Source organism: Paenibacillus senegalensis JC66, assembly GCF_000285515.1.
In the GTDB taxonomy this organism is placed as follows: domain Bacteria; phylum Bacillota; class Bacilli; order Paenibacillales; family NBRC-103111; genus Paenibacillus_L; species Paenibacillus_L senegalensis.
The window spans coordinates 399,685-418,504 of sequence record NZ_HE610958.1 but is presented as its reverse complement, the minus strand read 5'-3'; the positions used below and the strand labels follow the sequence as shown (position 1 = coordinate 418,504).

17 protein-coding genes are annotated in these 18,820 nt (G+C 47.3%); 9 read left to right on the top strand and 8 right to left on the bottom strand.

Going from position 1 to position 18,820, the window contains the following annotated elements; translation table 11 throughout:
• Positions 1-289: 289 nt before the first annotated feature.
• Positions 290-460, bottom strand: a complete 171-nt coding sequence (locus PSHG_RS30500; RefSeq protein WP_010272550.1) for a histidinol dehydrogenase — start codon at positions 458-460, stop codon at positions 290-292.
• A 388-nt stretch (positions 461-848) separates the two neighbouring features.
• Here PSHG_RS30500 and PSHG_RS10380 point away from each other — a divergent pair, with 388 nt between their 5' ends.
• The 4 genes from PSHG_RS10380 to PSHG_RS10360 all read left to right on the top strand — a co-directional run bounded on the left by PSHG_RS10380 (position 849) and on the right by PSHG_RS10360 (position 5,695).
• Positions 849-1,967: an SGNH/GDSL hydrolase family protein gene (locus PSHG_RS10380; RefSeq protein ID WP_010272548.1), complete on the top strand. Its 1,119-nt coding sequence runs from the start codon at positions 849-851 to the stop codon at positions 1,965-1,967.
• 696 nt (positions 1,968-2,663) lie between these two features.
• Positions 2,664-4,031, top strand: coding sequence for a GntP family permease (locus PSHG_RS10370; RefSeq protein WP_010272546.1), 1,368 nt, complete (start codon positions 2,664-2,666; stop codon positions 4,029-4,031).
• Between the two features lie 35 nt (positions 4,032-4,066).
• Positions 4,067-4,750 carry an alpha/beta hydrolase gene (locus PSHG_RS27220; RefSeq protein ID WP_010272544.1) on the top strand — a complete coding sequence of 228 codons (684 nt, stop codon included), beginning with the start codon at positions 4,067-4,069 and terminating at the stop codon, positions 4,748-4,750.
• 216 nt (positions 4,751-4,966) lie between these two features.
• Positions 4,967-5,695 (top strand): FadR/GntR family transcriptional regulator, encoded by a 729-nt coding sequence (locus PSHG_RS10360; RefSeq protein ID WP_010272541.1) that lies wholly within the window; start codon positions 4,967-4,969, stop codon positions 5,693-5,695.
• A 329-nt stretch (positions 5,696-6,024) separates the two neighbouring features.
• Here PSHG_RS10360 and PSHG_RS10355 read toward each other — a convergent pair whose 3' ends face one another.
• The 7 genes from PSHG_RS10355 to PSHG_RS10325 all read right to left on the bottom strand — a co-directional run bounded on the left by PSHG_RS10355 (position 6,025) and on the right by PSHG_RS10325 (position 13,573).
• Positions 6,025-6,774, bottom strand: coding sequence for a DeoR/GlpR family DNA-binding transcription regulator (locus tag PSHG_RS10355; protein ID WP_010272539.1), 750 nt, complete (start codon positions 6,772-6,774; stop codon positions 6,025-6,027).
• 167 nt (positions 6,775-6,941) lie between these two features.
• Positions 6,942-7,835, bottom strand: a complete 894-nt coding sequence (locus tag PSHG_RS10350) for an endonuclease/exonuclease/phosphatase family protein (protein WP_010272537.1) — start codon at positions 7,833-7,835, stop codon at positions 6,942-6,944.
• A gap of 118 nt (positions 7,836-7,953) precedes the next feature.
• Positions 7,954-8,448, bottom strand: a complete 495-nt coding sequence (locus tag PSHG_RS10345) for a phosphodiester glycosidase family protein (RefSeq protein ID WP_010272535.1) — start codon at positions 8,446-8,448, stop codon at positions 7,954-7,956.
• Positions 8,420-9,880, bottom strand: coding sequence for a metallophosphoesterase (locus tag PSHG_RS30495; RefSeq protein WP_010272534.1), 1,461 nt, complete (start codon positions 9,878-9,880; stop codon positions 8,420-8,422). The genes PSHG_RS10345 and PSHG_RS30495 overlap by 29 nt, the downstream gene beginning before the upstream one ends.
• Positions 9,881-10,002: 122 nt before the next feature.
• Positions 10,003-11,655, bottom strand: coding sequence for an extracellular solute-binding protein (locus PSHG_RS10335; protein ID WP_010272533.1), 1,653 nt, complete (start codon positions 11,653-11,655; stop codon positions 10,003-10,005).
• A gap of 75 nt (positions 11,656-11,730) precedes the next feature.
• Positions 11,731-12,666: a carbohydrate ABC transporter permease gene (locus tag PSHG_RS10330; RefSeq protein ID WP_042121661.1), complete on the bottom strand. Its 936-nt coding sequence runs from the start codon at positions 12,664-12,666 to the stop codon at positions 11,731-11,733.
• Positions 12,647-13,573 (bottom strand): ABC transporter permease, encoded by a 927-nt coding sequence (locus PSHG_RS10325; protein ID WP_235782050.1) that lies wholly within the window; start codon positions 13,571-13,573, stop codon positions 12,647-12,649. The genes PSHG_RS10330 and PSHG_RS10325 overlap by 20 nt, the downstream gene beginning before the upstream one ends.
• Before the next feature lie 470 nt (positions 13,574-14,043).
• Here PSHG_RS10325 and PSHG_RS10320 point away from each other — a divergent pair, with 470 nt between their 5' ends.
• The 5 genes from PSHG_RS10320 to PSHG_RS31850 all read left to right on the top strand — a co-directional run bounded on the left by PSHG_RS10320 (position 14,044) and on the right by PSHG_RS31850 (position 18,776).
• Positions 14,044-15,090: an ABC transporter substrate-binding protein gene (locus PSHG_RS10320; RefSeq protein ID WP_010272530.1), complete on the top strand. Its 1,047-nt coding sequence runs from the start codon at positions 14,044-14,046 to the stop codon at positions 15,088-15,090.
• Positions 15,091-15,169: 79 nt separating this feature from the next.
• Positions 15,170-16,225: a FecCD family ABC transporter permease gene (locus tag PSHG_RS10315; protein ID WP_010272528.1), complete on the top strand. Its 1,056-nt coding sequence runs from the start codon at positions 15,170-15,172 to the stop codon at positions 16,223-16,225.
• 59 nt (positions 16,226-16,284) lie between these two features.
• Positions 16,285-17,268, top strand: coding sequence for a FecCD family ABC transporter permease (locus PSHG_RS10310; protein ID WP_042121810.1), 984 nt, complete (start codon positions 16,285-16,287; stop codon positions 17,266-17,268).
• Between the two features lie 938 nt (positions 17,269-18,206).
• Positions 18,207-18,338 (top strand): hypothetical protein, encoded by a 132-nt coding sequence (locus PSHG_RS31700; protein WP_262362324.1) that lies wholly within the window; start codon positions 18,207-18,209, stop codon positions 18,336-18,338.
• A gap of 3 nt (positions 18,339-18,341) precedes the next feature.
• Positions 18,342-18,776, top strand: a complete 435-nt coding sequence (locus PSHG_RS31850) for a DUF6886 family protein (RefSeq protein WP_328285599.1) — start codon at positions 18,342-18,344, stop codon at positions 18,774-18,776.
• The last annotated feature ends 44 nt before the right edge of the window (positions 18,777-18,820 follow it).

Genomic DNA, 18,820 nt, shown 5'->3' with positions numbered 1-18,820 from the left:
AAAATATATAAACACTGTTACCCGCTAATAGAAACTGTTACCCACATACACGCAAATGACGATAGTACCCCACATATGAGCAGCGTACGAAGACAGTCCTCCACATACATACTTATGACGGGAGGACCACATATAAGCTGCTGGCTGAGGCGATGATTTGCTACAATCTTAGCTAGTCCGCTGACATTGCGGCCTGGGGGCAAAGCCCTCTGGGAAAAAATAACGCAGAATCCCATGAGGGCTTAGTAATGGTTTTCCCGGACCAGTCGCCAGCTGACCGACTATACGCTTAGCTTTGTTCTAATCTGGCCTGTACCGCCTGACGGTGAGCTGGGAGCTGCTCTTGCGCAGCTAGTTCCTGAATGAGCGGATACAGCTGCCGCAGGGCCTGCTCGTCTAACTGCCCGATCGTAGTTGTTTTGACCATGTCCTTGCAGGTTATGCCCGAGAACGCTCTCATTAGTATTGCTTTAAGTCATTCTACTGCTACGAAGCCAATTGAAAAGCGTTGCTGAAAACGAAGGTATCCGATAGTATTAAATTGAATAGATTAAAACGCTTTCACATGGATGTAATGCTTTTAATATTACAAATAATTATTCCAATTAATAAAATGCTGATAAAGGCAGAGACTGTTAGGATGCTTTATAAGGCTGCTTTTAGGAAGTTTTAGTTTTTAGAAGCTTTTAGGATGCATTTATGAGGCTTTATGAAGTTTCTTTTGCGAAAATGAGGTGGGAGCATTACGGGGGCATTGTTAGGCTGCATTTAGAACCCCTGCACGTTTTCTTAAACCAAAGACGGGAATTGAAGTCAGCACATGCACAATGTAAATGGGAGAGATGTTCATGTCAGAGTCAACCCAACGAATGGATATTCAGAAGCTGGACCGCAATATGGCTGTACCCCAGCAAGGAGGATCTGCGTTGAAATGGCTTTCGCCATTTCTCGCTCCGGTAGAACAGCTCGGATTTGCCTGGCTGGAACAAGATAAGAAATATCGCCGCCTCCCCGTCAAGCCTGCAGTCCCATTGCCTCCGGCAGTAGATGTGTTGGCAAATTGCACGGCCGGCGGTCAAATCCGTTTTCGCACGAATTCTTCCCGGCTATCGATACGGGTTCGCTTGCGGGACCCGGCCGACATGTATCATATGGCGCCGACTGGTCAATGCGGCTTCGATTGCTATTTGGGAGATCCGGGTGCCCGGTATTTCTTGACGACAGCGCGATTGAATCCGCGTGAACGGGAGTACGAGGCGGCTTTTTACGATTGGCAGCGGCAGCAGGAGGAAGAGGTTACGCTTTATTTTCCGCTTTATCAAGCGGTCGAATCTGTATGGATTGGCATAGATTCGGATGCCGAACTGTTCTCTCCAGCCCCGCTAGCCAGCTACAAGCCAGTCATTATTTACGGAACGTCCATTACTCAAGGGGGCTGCGCCTCGCGTCCGGGAATGGCTTATCCGAACATTCTCAGCAGGCAGCTTCCGCTTCCTTTTATTAACCTGGGTTTTTCCGGCAATGGTAAAGGTGAGCCGGAGCTGGCCGAAGTGATTTCGACCATTGAAGATCCGGCGCTTCTGGTTCTGGACTATGAAGCTAATGTTGGAACCGTAGAGGACATGGCCCGGACGTTCCCTGAATTTATCCGTATAGTAAGAAGCAATCATCCGAAGTTGCCGATTCTGGCTATTTCCAACATTGAATATGCTGGAATCCGTTTTAACCGGGAAATAGCTCAGCTTCACGAGGCCAGGAGAAAGGTGCAGATGGATACTATCCAAAGTCTGCGGGAAGCCGGGGACATGCATCTTCACTTTGTTGATGGCTACTGCTTACTTGGGGAGGACGCCTCCGAGTGTACGGTGGATGGGGTTCATCCCACCGACCTTGGTTTTTGGAAGATGGCCCAGGCTCTGCATCCGATTTTACTGAAGATTCTCGAGCCGCTGATCAAAACTGCTTAAAAAAGAAACGGACCTCGCGGCAATGTTCATTAAGTATAGCTCAAAAGCAAGACCCGTAATAAAATACAAAGCGGCATAGGGAAAGGTCCTGTGCCGTTTTTTTATGCAAGCAAGGAAAAAAGCGCACAGCAAACAAAGCGGATAGCATACCGGGCCCCATCGTAGGTTATAAATGGGCTTATTTTCATCGGGTGAGAAATCAGCGGCAGAAAGGATATAAGGAGCTGGTGCAGATGACCTTTCTCTTATGAGGGATGTCAGCGTTTGCTTTAACGAAATCGCGTACTTATTCATTGGCGTAACCTCCTCGTTTTTTCAAGGGGCTTCGCCACACACTTCCCAAACTGCTTGTCAAGTCCTTTTTCTCTTTTTGTCCAATTTTATCCAAAAAAGGGCGGGCCATCTTTTTGATAACGTGCTCTTATTCTTGGTTTCTGGGTCTGCGCCTTAACTTAATGACATTGGCATAAATGCCAGCTTTTTTTATATTTGAAACCGCTTCAATTTATGATTGACAGGAAAAAGAATCGCACGTTATACTAATTAACATATTAGTTATGTTTAATTTAATCCTCACATAAACATGGAATTAAACGAATAACTTATTAGTTGACTTATGAGTTCGAGGTTATATTTTGGGGTTATTAAGTATTTTATTTTTGTAACCACTTTCATCAAAGGGGAGGAAGTTAGGAAATGGAAACCATTTTTGTAGCAGATCCATTAAGATTGATCATTGTCGCTTTACTCGGTTTCGCTTTGCTGCTATTTCTCATTATTAGGCTTAAGCTGCATTCACTCATTGCTATTTTGGTCAGTGCTGCCTTTATTGGGTTTGGCTCTGGTATGCCGACTGACATGGTTCTGCAAGCCTTTACTACCGGCATCACCAATACATTAGGCTCCATCGCCTTAATTGTAGGATTAGGTTCGATGTTTGGCGGACTGCTGGCCGCTACAGGCGCAGCGGAGGTGCTTGCCAATACGTTAATTAATAGATTCGGTAGTAATAAGGCTGTGATTGCCATCGGGATTACCTCATTATTGGTAGGGATTCCCGTCTTTTACGATGCGGCGTTTATTATTTTACTGCCGCTGGTCTTTCAAGTTGCAAGGAAAACAGGACAATCCTTGCTGACATTCGTCATTCCGCTAGTATCCGGTATTGGCCTGTCTCAGATGATCGCTCCTACGCCGGGGCCGATTCTTGTATCCGGACAGCTTTCAGCGGACTTGGGCATAATGACTTTATTCGCTCTGCTGATTGTCGTGCCGGCATGGATTTTATCGGGATATTTGCTTGGAAAAATGATTGGCCGCCGGATGTTTGTTCCGGTTCCGGAGACTTTCGCGGCAAATGATAACAGCAACAATGGGAATACTGCATCTTTTTCCACTGTGCTGCTCATCATGTTATCCCCCATCTTTCTTATTTTGCTTAATACAGGCTTTTCCATGGTTGAAACGGAGAATACCGCACTAAATATACTAAAGGAAGTGGGGCAATTTATCGGGCAGCCTTTTGTTGCGCTTACGATTGCAAATCTGCTTGCCCTTTACTTCTTGGGTATTCGTCGAGGATTTAAAGCCGGGGATTTGGAGCAAACGATGACAAAAGCGCTGAATCCGGTGGCGATAATTATCCTCGTTACAGCTGGGGGCGGGGTGTTAAGGTATATGCTTGAATATTCCGGTACAGCAACACTGATTGGCAATTTTATTTCAAGCATGCATATGCCGATCATCGTAGTCGCGTATATCATTGCCGTTGCACTGCGCGTCTCTATCGGGTCCGCAGTCGTATCGATGACGATGACAGCAGGAATTTTGACGCCAATGCCGCAAATGGCGGAGCTGTCCCCTGCTTATTTAGCCCTTGTTGCTTTGGTAGTCATTAATGGAGCGACCTCCTTTTCTCATGTGAATGATTCCGGTTTCTGGATGTTTAAGGAATATATGAATTTAGATCTGAAAACGACATTGAAGTCCTGGACGCTCTATACCGGGATCGCTTCTATCGTTACGTTTTTAATCATTCTTCTTATCAGCTTCTTCGTGTCTTAAAAATAGAATTTAGATCTCCGGGAGGAATTCATACAATGGCATTGCTTCAAGTAAACTTTTTTTCGTATATCTTAGGCATGGACAGTTCCATGACGGTGCTGCTGCCTGAAAAGAGACAACAGCCGTACCAGTCAAACCCGAATAAAAAATATCCGGTGCTTTATTTACTTCACGGCCACTCTGATGATCATACGTCCTGGCAACGCAAGAGCTTGATTGAACTGCTTGTTAGAGATCACGATTTGATTGTGGTCATGCCTAACGCTCATCGCAGCTTTTATACGAATGGAAAGCATGGGCATCGCTACTTTGACTTTTTCGCACATGAGCTGCCTGTCGTGGTAGGCAATTTCTTTCCTGCTTCAGACAAACGGGAGGATAACTTCATTGCGGGTCTTTCCATGGGCGGTTACGGAGCGCTGAAGCTCGCACTCAACTTCCCTGAAAAATTTGCAGCGGTCGGAAGCTTATCCGGTGCGATGTCTCCGATCGATGCGTTAATCAAAGCAGATAAGAATGGTATGTTTACGGTTACAGACTTTACTGAAAACTTTAAAAATGTATTCGGAACGAAGGAAGAGTACCAGCATACAGAGAGTGATTTGTTCTACGTAACGGGAAAGCTGGATAAGAAAATACACCCAAGCCCAGAATCTATCAATCCTGCGGGCAAAGTGACCCTTTGTACCAAACGAATATTGCATACCGTGATTTTGTAAATCAGCATACCTCTACCTTTGATTATACATTTGAAGAAAGTGAGGGAGGACACAACTGGGATTTCTGGAATAAAGAACTGCCAAAAATGCTACAACATTTTGGATTGACGGGTGATGAAAAACATTCCCGTTTTCTATAATTGTTATACTGACAGCGTTTGACCTTCATTTTCTTTTATCGTATACTTCCATTAACATTGGGAGTAAATTGGGTGAATGACTATGACAAATGGACGTCAAAGTATCGTAGACAAAGTCTACCGCTATTGTGCGGAGAGAATTCAATTGGGCGAATGGAAGGCCGGGGATAAGATTCCTTCCGAAAGTGAATTGTCTGCAGAATTGGGCGCCAGCAAGGTAAGCATCCGAGCTGCACTGCAAATGCTGCGCACAATGGGCATGATTACAACTTATCAGGGCAAAGGCTCATTCGTATCCCATTATGCCCAAGATATGGAGAAGTCTCCAAGCCGAGTCATTGTGAATATTACCCCCAAAGAGCTGCTGGATATCACTGAATTTCGTGAAGCGGTTGAGGTTAAGGCGGTTGAGCTTTGTATTCAGAACGCTACTCCGGAAAATTTGGAGGAAATAAAAGAAGCGCTCTCGGAGATGGAGAGCAGCACGCACGATTATGTCAAATATACGAAGGCAGATGCGAAGTTTCATTTCGCGATATTAAAAGGTGCACAAAATCCGGTATTATACCAATCTGTGACTTCTATTCAGTCCGAATTTGTACGCTGTCTGGATGAATTGAATCGGGTATTTGTTTCTCATAATTTACAAGACAGCTTCAAATTGCATAAACAATTGTACGAAGCGATTTCCATGAAGGATGAAAAGCTGGCCGTCAGCTTAGTTATGCTGAACCTAAGGCGAAATGTGCAGCGAATCAAGCGAAAGATGGCTGGAGAGGACATGGAAGGTTATTTATATTTATAAGAAATGCAAGAAGTCCCTGCGGGCAATGTCATTAAGTTTAGCTCAAAAGCAAGACCAAGAATAATAAATATACAGCGGCATGGGGAAAAGTCCTGCGCCGGTTTTTTATGCAAGCAAGGAAAAAAGCGCACAGCCAACAAAGCGGATAGCATACCGGGCCCCATCGCTGCTTGTCAAATCCTTTTTCTCTTTTTATCCAAAAAAAAGAGCAGGCCATCTTTTCGATAACCTGCTCTTATTCTTGGTTTCAGGGTCTGAGCTTTCATCCCATTTCATCTCATCGGCCGTTTCGTCTCGTTTCAATACAGGATTGCAATCTAAATAGTCCTTTATTCGGATACGGTTAAGTAATCGATTCCATGATCGGTAAGCTTTTTTAAGAGGGATTGATCTTGAGTATTCGTTATGACCGTGTCGATCTCCCGCATATCGCAAACATTATAGCGTCCGCGCATGTCCCAGTTGCTATGCACGATAAGCATAACGGACTGGCTGGATTGTTTAATGACAGCCTGCTTCAAAGCGAGGCTCTCCTGCAGACTGGCGGTCACCTGCCACTCTGGGGATATGCCTGAGGTACGCAAGAAGCATTTGTCAAAATTAATTTGTCCGATCACCTGAAGAGCAAACAAGCCATAGGACGATTCATCACCCTCATGCACCATTCCCCCGACATGGATTACGTTCGCCTTAGCTGCCAGCTCAGAAAGGCCGTGAATGCTGTTTGTCACAACGGTGACCCGTTCCATCTTTGGCATCTCATAAAACATCAGATTGGTAAAGGTGGAGGATTCTATAAAGACCGTATCCCCTGGCTTAATAAGGGAAACAGCTGCTTTGGCGAAAGGGAGCTTCCCGACAACTCCCCGGTCTTTATAAGCTACAAATTCCGGTAGCTTGGTGGGAAGCACGGCGCCTCCGTAGATTTTACGGACTAATCCTTCTTTGTCGAGCAAGCGCAGATCTTTTCGAATCGCGTCTTCCGTCACTTCAAAGCGGGCGGCCAAATTTTTAACCTCTACCCGGCCTTCTTTACGGATGAGATCGACAATCCGCTTTCTTCTTTCTTCCGCAAACACTTGCTGATCCTCCTTTTTCCTGTCGCCAAAGCAAATATACGGCTGGCGGTAGCATTAGATTTAATAAATCAAGCTCAAGCAAATACGTGCTCTTGTAAGCTTTTCTATTATCTATTATCGCTCAATAACCAAAAAATCGCTACCCCGGCGACGCCTCTTGACTCGCCTCATTGCTCAGGCGTATTAGGCAGGACTACTTCTGCAATAACTGGGAAATGATCACTTGGGAAGTGACCGTTTTTCTGATAATTGCTGATTTCAGCGTAACGGACCGCCATGTCCCCTTTGGCCAAAATCCAATCGATGCGTTTGTCCGCCCCTCCGCCATCCTCATACTTGAAGGAATTAAACGTTCCCAGACCTTCTCCCTTTCTTTCTTCTGCTTCCACCCAAGTATCGAAAAATCCTCCTTCTTCTGTAAATATCAGATAGGGGATATTATCATGATCAGGATGGACGGTCGAACTGCTGTTAAAATCCCCAGTAAGAAACACCGGTACACCGGATTCAAATTTGTTAACGGTGTTAATAATCATCTTAGCGCTGTTTTCCCTAGCTATAGACTTGCCATTTACCGAGTCGTGATCAAGATGAGTATTTACAAAATAAAAATGACTATTCGATTCCTTATCCAGGAATTTAGCCCAAGTCACCATGCGCACATAACGGTTCCCCCAGCTTCTGGAAGCAATAACCTTAGGAGTTTCGGACAACCAATAATGGTCATACTCCAAAGGTTCAAAACGCTCCGCATTATAAAATATCGCATTGTATTCAGACTTGCTGCCTCCTTCTCTGCCAAGTCCGATCCACTCGTAGTGAGGCAAATCTTCTATTAAATCCTTGATCTGGCCGAATGGTGTTTCCTGCGTACCGATAATATCCGGTTGTATGTCGTTCAACAATTCCGCCATAACGGGCCGGCGGTCAGGCCAGGCATTAGGCGGTTCCGCATTGTCTCCTTTGGTATTAAAGCTCATGACGACCAGCTTTGTTTGCGGTTTAGCTTGATCATCTGAAGCGCATCCGGCCTGAACCATTCCAGCAAATAAAAAACTCATTAATAACAATCCTCTCAACTTTGATATTTTTAGCATGCAATCCCCCCAGTGCTTCGAAAGTGTCGATACCCGAGCTGGAGTCTTTCATTTATCGCTAGCGGGAGCCCAAAATCGGAGCTCATTCAACTATGACCAATAAAGATGAAAAAACATTTCTGGGTACTCCAGGCGTATTGACGCCATTCACCCGATTGATCGGAGTGTTTTTAATTTCATAATCATCCGTTTCACTGTTGTAGGTCACTGCTGTCGAAGAGCCTCCGCCGTCCATATTCAGAGCTTGATAGGCTCCCAACTTTTTCATATAGAGGCCTAATTCTTCAATATAGAAGCCAGTGGAATTGTTTGCCCCACGTCCGTCCACAACAACGAAGAATACTGTGCCATCCGAGCGGATCGCTCCAGCTGTACGGGGATGGCGGTCTTTATGACGGTAGTAGGTCTCGTGATCATAATCCGGATGATCTGGATTTGAAATGACCTGCCCGTGAAAATCCTGGACGATGCCGTCTTTGACAATCCAATATTGTCCGCCTGAAGCCTGGAGCAGATTGTCTTTTTCGTTATCCCAGTCAGATTCATAATTACCGATAACCGATAACCGGGGTACCATCGTAACGGATTCCAAAGAATCCGTGGAAAGGATAATTTTTGCCGTCAGCCCCTGGGACACGAACCCCGTTAATGACAGCGGAGCCATCCTTAATCATATACCCCTCTGGCCCATCTCTCGTAAAAAACTCCCCGTTGACGCCGGCAATGACTGTTTTCCCAGTCACCGCTGCCGTTGTCGAAGCATGACCAGCAACATGGGTCCTGACCATCCGGTCGCGTCCTTCCTCATCCGCTACGCGAATGTAATTTCCATTCTCATCTGTCGGTGGAATTTCGTTGTCTGCAGTGCCGACGATTATTGTGTTCTGAGGAAGGGTAAGATCGACATCGATAATATTAGCTTTTTGGATATTGCCGTTACCATCGATGAAATCCATCTGCCTGTGTATAACGCCGGAGGAAAGTATCTCCGATTCATCTCGCAAAACCTTATAAATAATCGAATTGCTCTCAAATACCGGGATTTCATCAAAATATTGCAGGACAGGGCGCCCTGTCTCGGTGTTCATTTCCCAGACTTCCTGGAAGTCCCACCCTAGTGTGGTTTGATAAGTTGATAATAACGTCAGAGCCTCATCCGTTACGGACAGCCCTTGATGGTTATTAGCTGTTCCCCCGCTAACGACCGAGCCTTGAACCAATGCATTGACCGAAGCTACATTGTTCAGAAAAGTAGGAGTACCATTCAATCGGCCCGTAATGCGGGCAATATTGCTGTCGCTGCCGTTTGCAATCGTTCCCGCCATTAAAGCATTATTCTTAATGACTGCATTCGTATAGGCATAGGCTGAAAGACCGCCTGTGTTGTTCGCTTCGGAGTATACCCTTGGCACCGCATAAGACGATTCCAAGACCGAACCGCTCTCCGATACAGCAACAAGCGCCGCGCTTTCCACTTTGGCTTTGACGATAATATCGGCGTAGGTGTTTTTGATCAGCCCGTGATTATGGACGCTCATCCCCGCGCTGCGGTAGCCTCCTGTCACTACTCCCGTTATAAAACATTCCCTGATCGTTCCCCTGTTCGTGGCGGTCATGCCGCCGGCCCAATGGTTGGAATTCGCACTGCTGCCGATGACGGTGGCATCAACAAGCCCCAGTCGTTCGATAATGCCCTGATTTTCAACTATAAAAGCGACTTTGGCCGGATTCGTCTCTGCATGGATGAACAATCCGGAAATGACATGCCCGTCTCCGTCCAGCGTCCCGCTAAAGACAGGAATCGGGACGAACGGTTCGATCAGCTCGATATCCGCGGTCAGCTTGAAGTCCCCGGACGGGTTGCTGCGGATCAGTTCCAAGTCTGCCGCGCTGCTGATCGGTATTACCGAATCAGCAGCTGCTCTACCGGGAAGTAAAACATTCAAGAACGCAGACATGAACAAAATGAGAACCAAAAAGTATGAAACACTTCTTCTTTGAATATTCACAGGTAATTCCTCCTGCCGGTTCCATTTTTTTGTTGTCCAACCCACTCATGAAAAACGCTCAATTCTACATGAATATCTTTCAAGGAAGGAATAGCTGACCTGCTTGTGATTTTCCTAAGCTTCTAATTATTTGAATAACGCTCATAAGCTGCTTCGTACAGACTCATATAATCATCAAGACCCATTCTCTTAATCGTATTGACAAAGTTATCCCACTCGGAGAATGGAGCAGAGCCGGAAATAAATTTCGCCTGCATTTCTTCCACATACGTATTGATATCCGAGTGTAAGGCGTTAAACCGATCCGATTCCTCGATCGTAAAGATGAAAGCCGGCCACACTTCCTCTACCATGTAAGGCTTGATTTTTTCGGCAGCCTCCAGGGATTCAGGCAAAGACTCTCCTCCTTTGAAAAATTGCTCTCTAACAATCCCGGGATAACCTCCGCCCGGCCAAATAACATATTTCTGGATAGCCTGGTCCAAATTCAGCCCTTGAGGATTATTGACAATTTCTTCGGTGTATTCCACTTCTCCGTTCTCGTTGACAACGTGGCTTTCTCCCTCAATGCCCATAAAAAACATTTTATTTCCTTCTTCGCCATAAAAGTAATCCATCCAGCGGACAGTCGCTTCTGGATACGGATTCTTATCCGTAATGACGAACGGGCCTGTATGGCCAAGCGGCGAACGTACCTTGGACATCATTTTGTCCCCATGCGGGCCCTCTAGCACAGGAAAACCAGCGTAGTTTGTCAAACCCATTAACGATTCAGGTGACTGGATCAACATAGCGCCAAATACCTCCTCGACTCCTTTGGCATAAAATTCGGCGCTTCCTAAAGTGAAGACTTCCTGATCCAGCAGCCCTTCCGAATACAGCTTATTCAGGAACTCAAGCAGCTCCTTCATGCGATCAGAGATAGGAATGTACCTTAGTTCACCCGTTTCAGGATCTATATCCACATTAGGGTTGGCCCATCCCCGATTCATCAAGCCGTAAGAGCCTTTAAGAACGTTGAGTAGGTCTTTAAAATCATTAGACCCGAGCGGCACTTCGTCCAGTTGGCCGTTACCGTTCAAATCGGTATTTTTAACCGCTACCAAATAATTGTAGAACTCATCCAGCGTCTGCGGCTCTTCCATCCCTAAAGCCTCCAGCCAATCCTTGTTATACCACAGCTTAGTTCCTAGCAGCACTGAGGTGAAATCCGCATCATATATTAGCGGCAGGCCATAAATGTTCCCGTCAGGCATCGTCATCCCTTTACGAATATCCGGATTTTCATCCATAATTTTTTTCAAGTTGGGAGCGTACTGATCGATCAAATCATTTAGTGCAATAAACGTGCCTTGCGAGCCGTATTTAATCAAGTCGATATTGTTGAAATTAGCCCTATAAAAAACATCCGGGTAGTCCCCGCCGGATAGCACCAGATTCTTCCGTTCAGAGACGTTGCCAGTAGGAACCAACTGAAAATCTACATCAATATTTGACATCTTGGCGTACTCCTGCCATATCCGAACCTCTCTGTAGTCGTTAGAGTTTCCAGTTGGCTTGCCCGTGAAGAATGTCAGATTAATCGGTTCTTTGACAATCGGCATCCCCGATTCATTCAAATTAGCTAAATTCTCGGAAGGAGAAGCAGATTCTCCGGGTGCGGGCGAATTCTCCGATCCGCCATTACCCCCTCCGCCGCCGCAGCCTGCAAGCACACTGGCGGACATCGCTGCCGTTAGCAATGCCGCTGTCCATTTCACATTGTATCCTCTCATCTTTGACCTCCTTAAATGTTTAGACAACATACACAACTGTATGAAGTCATTTATTGTTAAGCGGAGCCTCGGATTCTAACCTTTTAAAGCCCCGATCATAACCCCTTTAACAAAATATCTCTGCAGGAACGGGTAAAGCATCAACACAGGAAGATTGGCGAAGATAACGACAGCATACTTGATCGATTCTGTCTCCATCAGCTGCTTCGCGTGTGTTTCAACAGACAGGTCGGTGACGCCCGTCATTTGGCCCTGGATCAGGATTTCGCGCAGCACGAGTTGAAGCGGGTATTTCGTCTGATCGGACAAGTAAATAAGCGCATTGAAAAACGCGTTCCAGTGACCTACTGCATAGAACAAAATCATGACCGCGATGATCGGCGTCGACAACGGCAGCACAATGCGGAACAAAATCTGGAAGTTGTTGCTGCCGTCAATAAAAGCTGCTTCCTGAATTTCGTAAGGAATGCTTGATTGGAAGAACGTGCGCATGATGACCACATTATAGACCGAGATGGCCCCGGGAAGAATAAGCGCCCACATGGTGTTCATGATTCCCAGGCTCTGCACGAGCAAGTAAGTCGGAATCAAGCCTCCGCTAAAGAACATGGTGAACACAATCAAGGCGGTGATGACATTGCGCCCCTTAAAGTCGCGGCGTGAAAGCGGATAGGCTGCGCAAACCGTCAGGACGAGATTGGTAGCGCTACCAACCACCGTATAGATGATTGTATTTTTATAACCGTTCAGAAGCTGGCTGTTCGCCAAAATCTTCTCATACGCCACAAACGTAATATCCACTGGCCACAGCCATACCCGTCCGCCCATCACCGCTGACGGATCACTGATGGAAGCGCTTAGCACGAACACGAGCGGGTAGAGGACGGCGACCGTAATCAACCCGAGCAAAAACAGGTTAACCGCATCAAATATGCGATCTCCCGGACTTTTATCTACCACAGTTGTACCCTCCCTTTTTCCTCTTTTCTGTTTACCATAAGCTGGTTTCATTTAGCCGTCTCGCCGCTTTGTTCACGAGCACGAGCAGAATAAAGTTAATGATCGAATTGAACAAGCCGACTGCCGCCGCGAAGCTGTACTGGGCGCCAAGAATACCGGCCCGATACACGTAAGTCGCGATTACGTCTGAAGCCTCCATGTTCAGATCGTTCTGCATCAGGAACACTTTCTCGAAACCGACCGCCATCAAAGAACCGGAATTCAGGATGAGCAGGATGACGATCGTTGGCATAATTCCGGGAATATTGACATGCCATATCCGCTGCAGACGGGTCGCCCCATCTACCTTCGCCGCCTCATGCAGCTGCGGATCAATACCGGCCAGCGCCGCCAAATAAATGATCGAGCTCCATCCCATCGACTGCCAGACGCCGGACCAGACATAGATCGACTTGAACCAGCCGGGCTCGGTCATGAAGAAGACCGGATCACCGCCGAACAACTTGATCACCTGGTTGACCAGCCCTGTGGACGGGGACAAGAAGATCAAGATCATCCCGACGAGCACAACGGTGGACAAGAAGTGCGGTGCATAAGTAACCGTTTGCACGAACCTTTTGAAATGTTTTTGCCGCACCTCGTTGATCATCAGCGCCAAAATAATCGGAGCCGGGAACCCTATTGCCAACTGATACAAGCTGATGCCGATCGTATTCTTAATCAAGCGCCAAAAGAAATAGCTGTTGAAAAACCGCTCGAAATGATCGAATCCGATCCAGGGGCTTCCCCAAATTCCTTGAGTGGCAATAAAATTTTTGAACGCAATTTGCAGTCCGTACATCGGAATGTACTCGAAGATAATAAAATACGCGATTGCGGGCGCAATCAGGACATACAGCTCCCAGTTCCTCCAGTAGGGCTTAAGCGCCTTGGACAACCGGGAAGGCCGGTGAAGCAGCGGACTTTCTTGCAAGGTAGATTTAGACAACAACAAACACCCCTCTTATACAGTTCTCTTCAGGCAGACAAAGGTTTAATCAAGGACTCCTTTTTAACAATTAACTTTATTACTATTTATTTATGTTTATTATTATGTATTGTTTTATATTTTAGAGATGATGCTCAAATAAATCAATAATTACAAAGGTTTTATTGTTTGATTTTCATTAATTTTTTGTAAATTATCTAGAATTATATGGACATGTATGTATTGATTTTTATTACTTTCCTCTTCAAATAGAGAAACTACACTGAAGGTCGTTAATTTTGTCCCGGTCGAATAGGAGCAAAGGGAACTGTCCATGTCGCCAATAGAAAATGTCCATTGCCTGTTCTCAAACCATTATCTATACTCAATTTGAATATGATAATCATTATCAATTGAAGATTGGACGGACTTGGTTCATTCGGAGTGGAGGAAGGGTTAGCATGTTAGAGGGAAATTTCGGGTGGCGGCGCGCAGGCATGTTGGGAACAATTTGTTTGGCAGCAGCTATAACGGGCTGTGCTTCAGAGCCAGGAGAGCCTGTTGCACAGGGAGAGGAACCCGCTACAACGGTGGAGTCATCCGCTAGTCCCAACGAAGAGCAGGGTCAGGGGAGCGTAGATGAAAGCCAAACTCCGCAAGAGTCTGGCGATACAAGATCCATTACAGATGCGCTTGGTCATGAGATGACTGTTCCTGCTGAACCGCAGCGTGTCATTGCCTCCTATATGGAAGACCATTTGGTTGCTCTAGGAGTGGAGCCTGTGGCCCAATGGTCGATTAAAGAAGGTTCCGTGCAACAATATTTACAGGAATGGCTGAAGGACGTGCCGCTTATTCCCCATGATCTTCCCTATGAAGCCGTCATGAGCTTTGAGCCGGATTTGATATTGATTGACAGCGCGGAAACGGTTGCTGGAGACAAATATAGTCAGTATTCAAAAATTGCTCCGACGTTCGCAGTAGGCGGAGAGCAGAATACGGATTGGCGTGAAGAGCTGATGCTCATCGGTAAGGCGTTGAATAAAGAAGAGGAAGCTAGCCAAGTGCTTGCTGATTATGAAATATTCGCCAAGGAATCGCGTGATCAAATCCAGGAGAAGATTGGGGACCAGTCCGCAGCTGCGCTATGGGTGACGGCTAAAAGTGTGTTTGTCGTAAGCAAGCATCTTTCCAGCGGAGATGTACTGTACCGCGATCTGGAGCTAACCGTTCCTGCCGTAGTGGAAGAAATATCAGCATCAGCCAGTGCTAACTGGAATCCCCTGTCGTTGGAAAAGCTGAGCGAGCTCGATGCCGATCATCTTTTCGTCGTCAACAGTTCCGGAGTAACGAAGGAAGAATTGCTTGCCGATCCCGTATGGCAAACAGTGCCTGCTGTTAAGAAAGGGCAGGTTTACGAGTTCGATCAGCAGGCGAGCTGGCTCTATACCGGCACGATTGCCAATCGTCTTATTATTGAAGATGTGCTGGAAAGTGTTCTCCAATAGTGTTGAGGAACAGCTGACGTTTAGCTGCTGTGATTTGTTATTCCAAGCAAGATGATCCTAGTAAAAAAGGAGTTTCCCAATGTCTCTTGTAACATCTAGAAAGTTCGAGGATACGGAAACGCCGTCAAACGAACTGCGCTCAAGGCCCTTGACCGCATCCTTGATTTTGGCTGGGGGGTTGATCGCCCTAGTGCTTGGCATGGCGGTTTCCGTTTCTTTCGGTGCAGCAGATATTTCGATCCCCACGGTATGGCAGGCTGTCTTTCAGTTCAACCCGGATCTAACCCCGCATCAAATTATTCAGGAGCTTCGTCTGCCTAGAGTGTTGGGCGGTGCTATGGTAGGGGCCAGTTTTGCTGTTGCCGGGGCGATCATGCAGGGGATGACGCGAAACCCGATGGCCGATTCCGGCCTGCTTGGGCTCAATGCCGGAGCCGGATTTGTGCTGGCCATCTGCTTCGCCTTTTTTCCCGGATTATCCTATGGCCAATTAATCTTTTATTCCTTTCTTGGGGCTGGTATCGGAGCAGGCATGGTATTCGGCATCGGCTCCTTGGCGCGGGGGGGCTTGACGCCTGTCAGGCTGGTGCTGGCCGGGGCAGCCGTAAGTGCGCTGCTCGTTGCTTTAAGTGAAGGGATTGCCCTGTATTTTCGCATCGGTCAGGATCTCGCCTTCTGGTACGCCGGAGGTGCTGCTGGCATCAAATGGCCTCAGATCCATGCGATGCTTCCCTGGATTAGCGGGGCGCTGCTGGCGGCTATTATCATTTCCCGCTCGATCACATTATTAAGTCTCGGTCAGGAGATTGCCACCGGCTTGGGCCAACGGACAGGCCTGGTGAAAGCCGCAGCTACCACAATCGTGTTGGTCCTGGCGGGCTCTGCGGTCGCTGTTGTCGGCTCGGTAGGCTTTGTGGGATTGCTGATCCCTCACCTGACGAGATTTCTTGTCGGCGTAGATTACCGCTGGATTATTCCTTGTTCTGCGGTACTGGGCAGCCTGCTTGTGGTGCTTTCTGATTTGGCGGCAAGAATGGTAAATCCCCCTTACGAGACGCCGCTTGGTGCGCTTATTGCGCTGCTTGGCGTGCCGTTCTTTCTGTATCTCGCGCGTAAAGAAAGGAGGAGCTTATAGTGGGAGCTTCTCCTATACTGGATGACCACCGCAAAAGATCAGCCAGAGGCTTGCGGATTATGCTCATTCTGGCGATATCCATCGCGGCAGTGTTTATCGTCAGTTTAAATACCGGATACCTCAAGCTGACTCCCGCCGAAGTGGCGCGAACGCTAGTTGGGCTTGGCACCCATAATCAGAATTTGACGTTATTTGAGTTTCGCCTGCCGCGTATTGTAATTTCACTGCTAGTCGGTGCGGGATTGGCGGTTTCCGGTTGTATTTTGCAGGCCATCTCACGCAATGCTCTAGCCGATCCGGGATTGCTCGGGATTAATGCCGGAGCAGGCCTTATGGTCATGCTGTACATCGCTTTGGTACCGGCCGCCACGGTGTCGGGGATTGGCTCGATTTTTCTGCTTCCGGTACTCGCTTTGGCCGGAGCGGGGGCTACCGCATGTCTAATCTATATCCTTGCCTACCGGCGGCATGAGGGAATCGCACCGACCCGGCTAATCTTAACCGGAATTGCAGTCGCTGCAGGCATTAGTGCTGCGATGATTGTCATGACCCTGCGTCTGGACCCGGACCGCTATCAATTCGTGGCGACTTGGTTGGCGGGCAGCATCTGGGGAACTACCTGGAAGTATGTATTGGCGCTGCTTCCCTGGACGCTCTTTCTTCTGCCTTATGCCTTCTTTAAGGCCAGGATGCTGGATGCGCTGAATTTGGGGGATCAGATTGCAGCCGGACTAGGGACGCCGGTTGAGTCGGAACGGCTCAAGCTACTGGCAACCTCGGTCGGCCTTGCCGCTTCCGCAGTGGCGGTTAGCGGAGGTATCGGCTTCGTCGGCTTGATCGGCCCGCATCTGGCCCGCCATTTGGTAGGACCGAAGCATCAGCTGCTGCTTCCGGCCTCAGCCTTAGCCGGCGCCCTGCTGATGATTGTGGCGGATACAATTGCCCGCTGGCTGCTGCAGCCGTCGGAAATCCCTACCGGCATTATCGTAGCGGTCATTGGCGCCCCGTACTTCTTATATTTACTGGCGCGTGCCAAAGCTTAATCGATTGGCAGGTGTTGCGAGATTGTTCCGGGGCTGTCCGACAAATGGCCGTTTAGCCCGGTAGCTAGAATAAGCAACCCCCAAGCAGCTAACCCGAGGCCAGCGGCCCCGATTGTATGCGAAAGTGTATGCGAAAGTGTATGCGAAAGTGTATGCGAAGTTATATGCGAAAGTGTATGCGAAAACAGTCATGTCTTCTCCAGTTCGGGCACAACTCCAGCATGAAAATAGCCAAGGCTGGCAGGGTTCGCGGGCTTGTTTCCTGCATTTTGTACGAAATGTCGTACAAATGCATAGGATTGAGGGCGAATACCGGAGATTTGTATGAAACGTCGTACAAATACAGGGGATTGACGGGCAATTACCCAAGATTTGTATGACAAATCGTACAAATGCATGGGATTGAAGGGCGATTGCCCGAGATTTGTATGACAAATCGTACAAATGCAAGGGCTTTAAGCTATTAAGGAACTGCAGCCAATGTTCTAGACGAAATGATCGTACAAGTTATGTGATTAAGATACGATTACCCGAATTGCTCATCATGCGGGGAGTATACGCGGGGGTTTTTCACAGAAAAACCGCATACAATCGCCGCTACAGCGGGACCGAGGCGAAATGGGGCTGTCCAGAAACCAGTGAAAACTGGCGACTGGACGCCCCGTTTTTTGTTGTATAGCAAAAATCAGGTTACAAATTAGATCCGGCTTTGGATTGAAGAGTGAGGTTGACCACTGCGGGATAGAGGGGGCCTCCGATCGCTGTTAAAGATTGATTTCTTGATTGACAATTCCGGCATCCCGATATTCCGGCTGTTCTTCATTTAAAAAAACCGGTAAAGTAAATTAATGTAGAAACTAATAGCTGCTATAGTGGGTATTCCGGCGTGGATCTTATAAGAAATTCAAGTATGACTAAAGCGGAAGGAGGATGGTGCTTTGCAGGTTAACAAGCAAGAAGATACTCGGCAAGAGAGCTTGAGACTGTTTCATTTCAGCGAGGAAGCGGATATTGCTGTTTTTAGGCCAAGGAAACTAAGTTACAGGCAGGACGAGCCGGCACAGGTGTGAGCAATTGATGAATTTCATGCTCCTCATTATTATTTTCCCCGTGACTGTCCCCGCATTTGTATTTGGGCTGATCAGGCAACCAGTGAGCAGAACCGGGATCGTTTCTTCGGGCATTCCCGCAGCACCCGCATTATAGCGATAGAGTCCAGCTGGTTCGAATCCTTAACCCGTAGAGTTCTTTACCGTTATGAGTTTGAGCCGCAGAGGTTTCACTTGTATGAAGCGAACGCCGGCTATTATACTTCCTGCGAAACGCAAAAGCCGGTTAAAGTAGTTAAAATGACACACCTTCATAACCATCTGCTCTCCCTTGGAATTGAGCTGAGAATTACTCCTTCTTTGCAGCCTTTGAGAGAGAATATTTTGCGCTCTGGTCTAGGCACGTTCTCCATGATTCGCATGAAAAATGCAGAAGATGCTGGGCTTGGGCTGATTTAGCGATTTCGATGGTTTATTATTTGGCTATCTAAATTGATATACTA

What these genes read in the sequence shown, in the direction of transcription:
- PSHG_RS30500 (WP_010272550.1), bottom strand. Translation starts at nt 460, where the DNA reads ATGAGAGCGTTCTCGGGCATAACCTGCAAGGACATGGTCAAAACAACT.
- PSHG_RS10380 (WP_010272548.1), top strand. Translation starts at nt 849, where the DNA reads ATGTCAGAGTCAACCCAACGAATGGATATTCAGAAGCTGGACCGCAAT.
- PSHG_RS10370 (WP_010272546.1), top strand. Translation starts at nt 2,664, where the DNA reads ATGGAAACCATTTTTGTAGCAGATCCATTAAGATTGATCATTGTCGCT.
- PSHG_RS27220 (WP_010272544.1), top strand. Translation starts at nt 4,067, where the DNA reads ATGGCATTGCTTCAAGTAAACTTTTTTTCGTATATCTTAGGCATGGAC.
- PSHG_RS10360 (WP_010272541.1), top strand. Translation starts at nt 4,967, where the DNA reads ATGACTATGACAAATGGACGTCAAAGTATCGTAGACAAAGTCTACCGC.
- PSHG_RS10350 (WP_010272537.1), bottom strand. Translation starts at nt 7,835, where the DNA reads ATGAGTTTTTTATTTGCTGGAATGGTTCAGGCCGGATGCGCTTCAGAT.
- PSHG_RS10345 (WP_010272535.1), bottom strand. Translation starts at nt 8,448, where the DNA reads ATGGTACCCCGGTTATCGGTTATCGGTAATTATGAATCTGACTGGGAT.
- PSHG_RS10335 (WP_010272533.1), bottom strand. Translation starts at nt 11,655, where the DNA reads ATGAGAGGATACAATGTGAAATGGACAGCGGCATTGCTAACGGCAGCG.
- PSHG_RS10330 (WP_042121661.1), bottom strand. Translation starts at nt 12,666, where the DNA reads ATGAAACCAGCTTATGGTAAACAGAAAAGAGGAAAAAGGGAGGGTACA.
- PSHG_RS10320 (WP_010272530.1), top strand. Translation starts at nt 14,044, where the DNA reads ATGTTAGAGGGAAATTTCGGGTGGCGGCGCGCAGGCATGTTGGGAACA.
- PSHG_RS10315 (WP_010272528.1), top strand. Translation starts at nt 15,170, where the DNA reads ATGTCTCTTGTAACATCTAGAAAGTTCGAGGATACGGAAACGCCGTCA.
- PSHG_RS10310 (WP_042121810.1), top strand. Translation starts at nt 16,285, where the DNA reads ATGCTCATTCTGGCGATATCCATCGCGGCAGTGTTTATCGTCAGTTTA.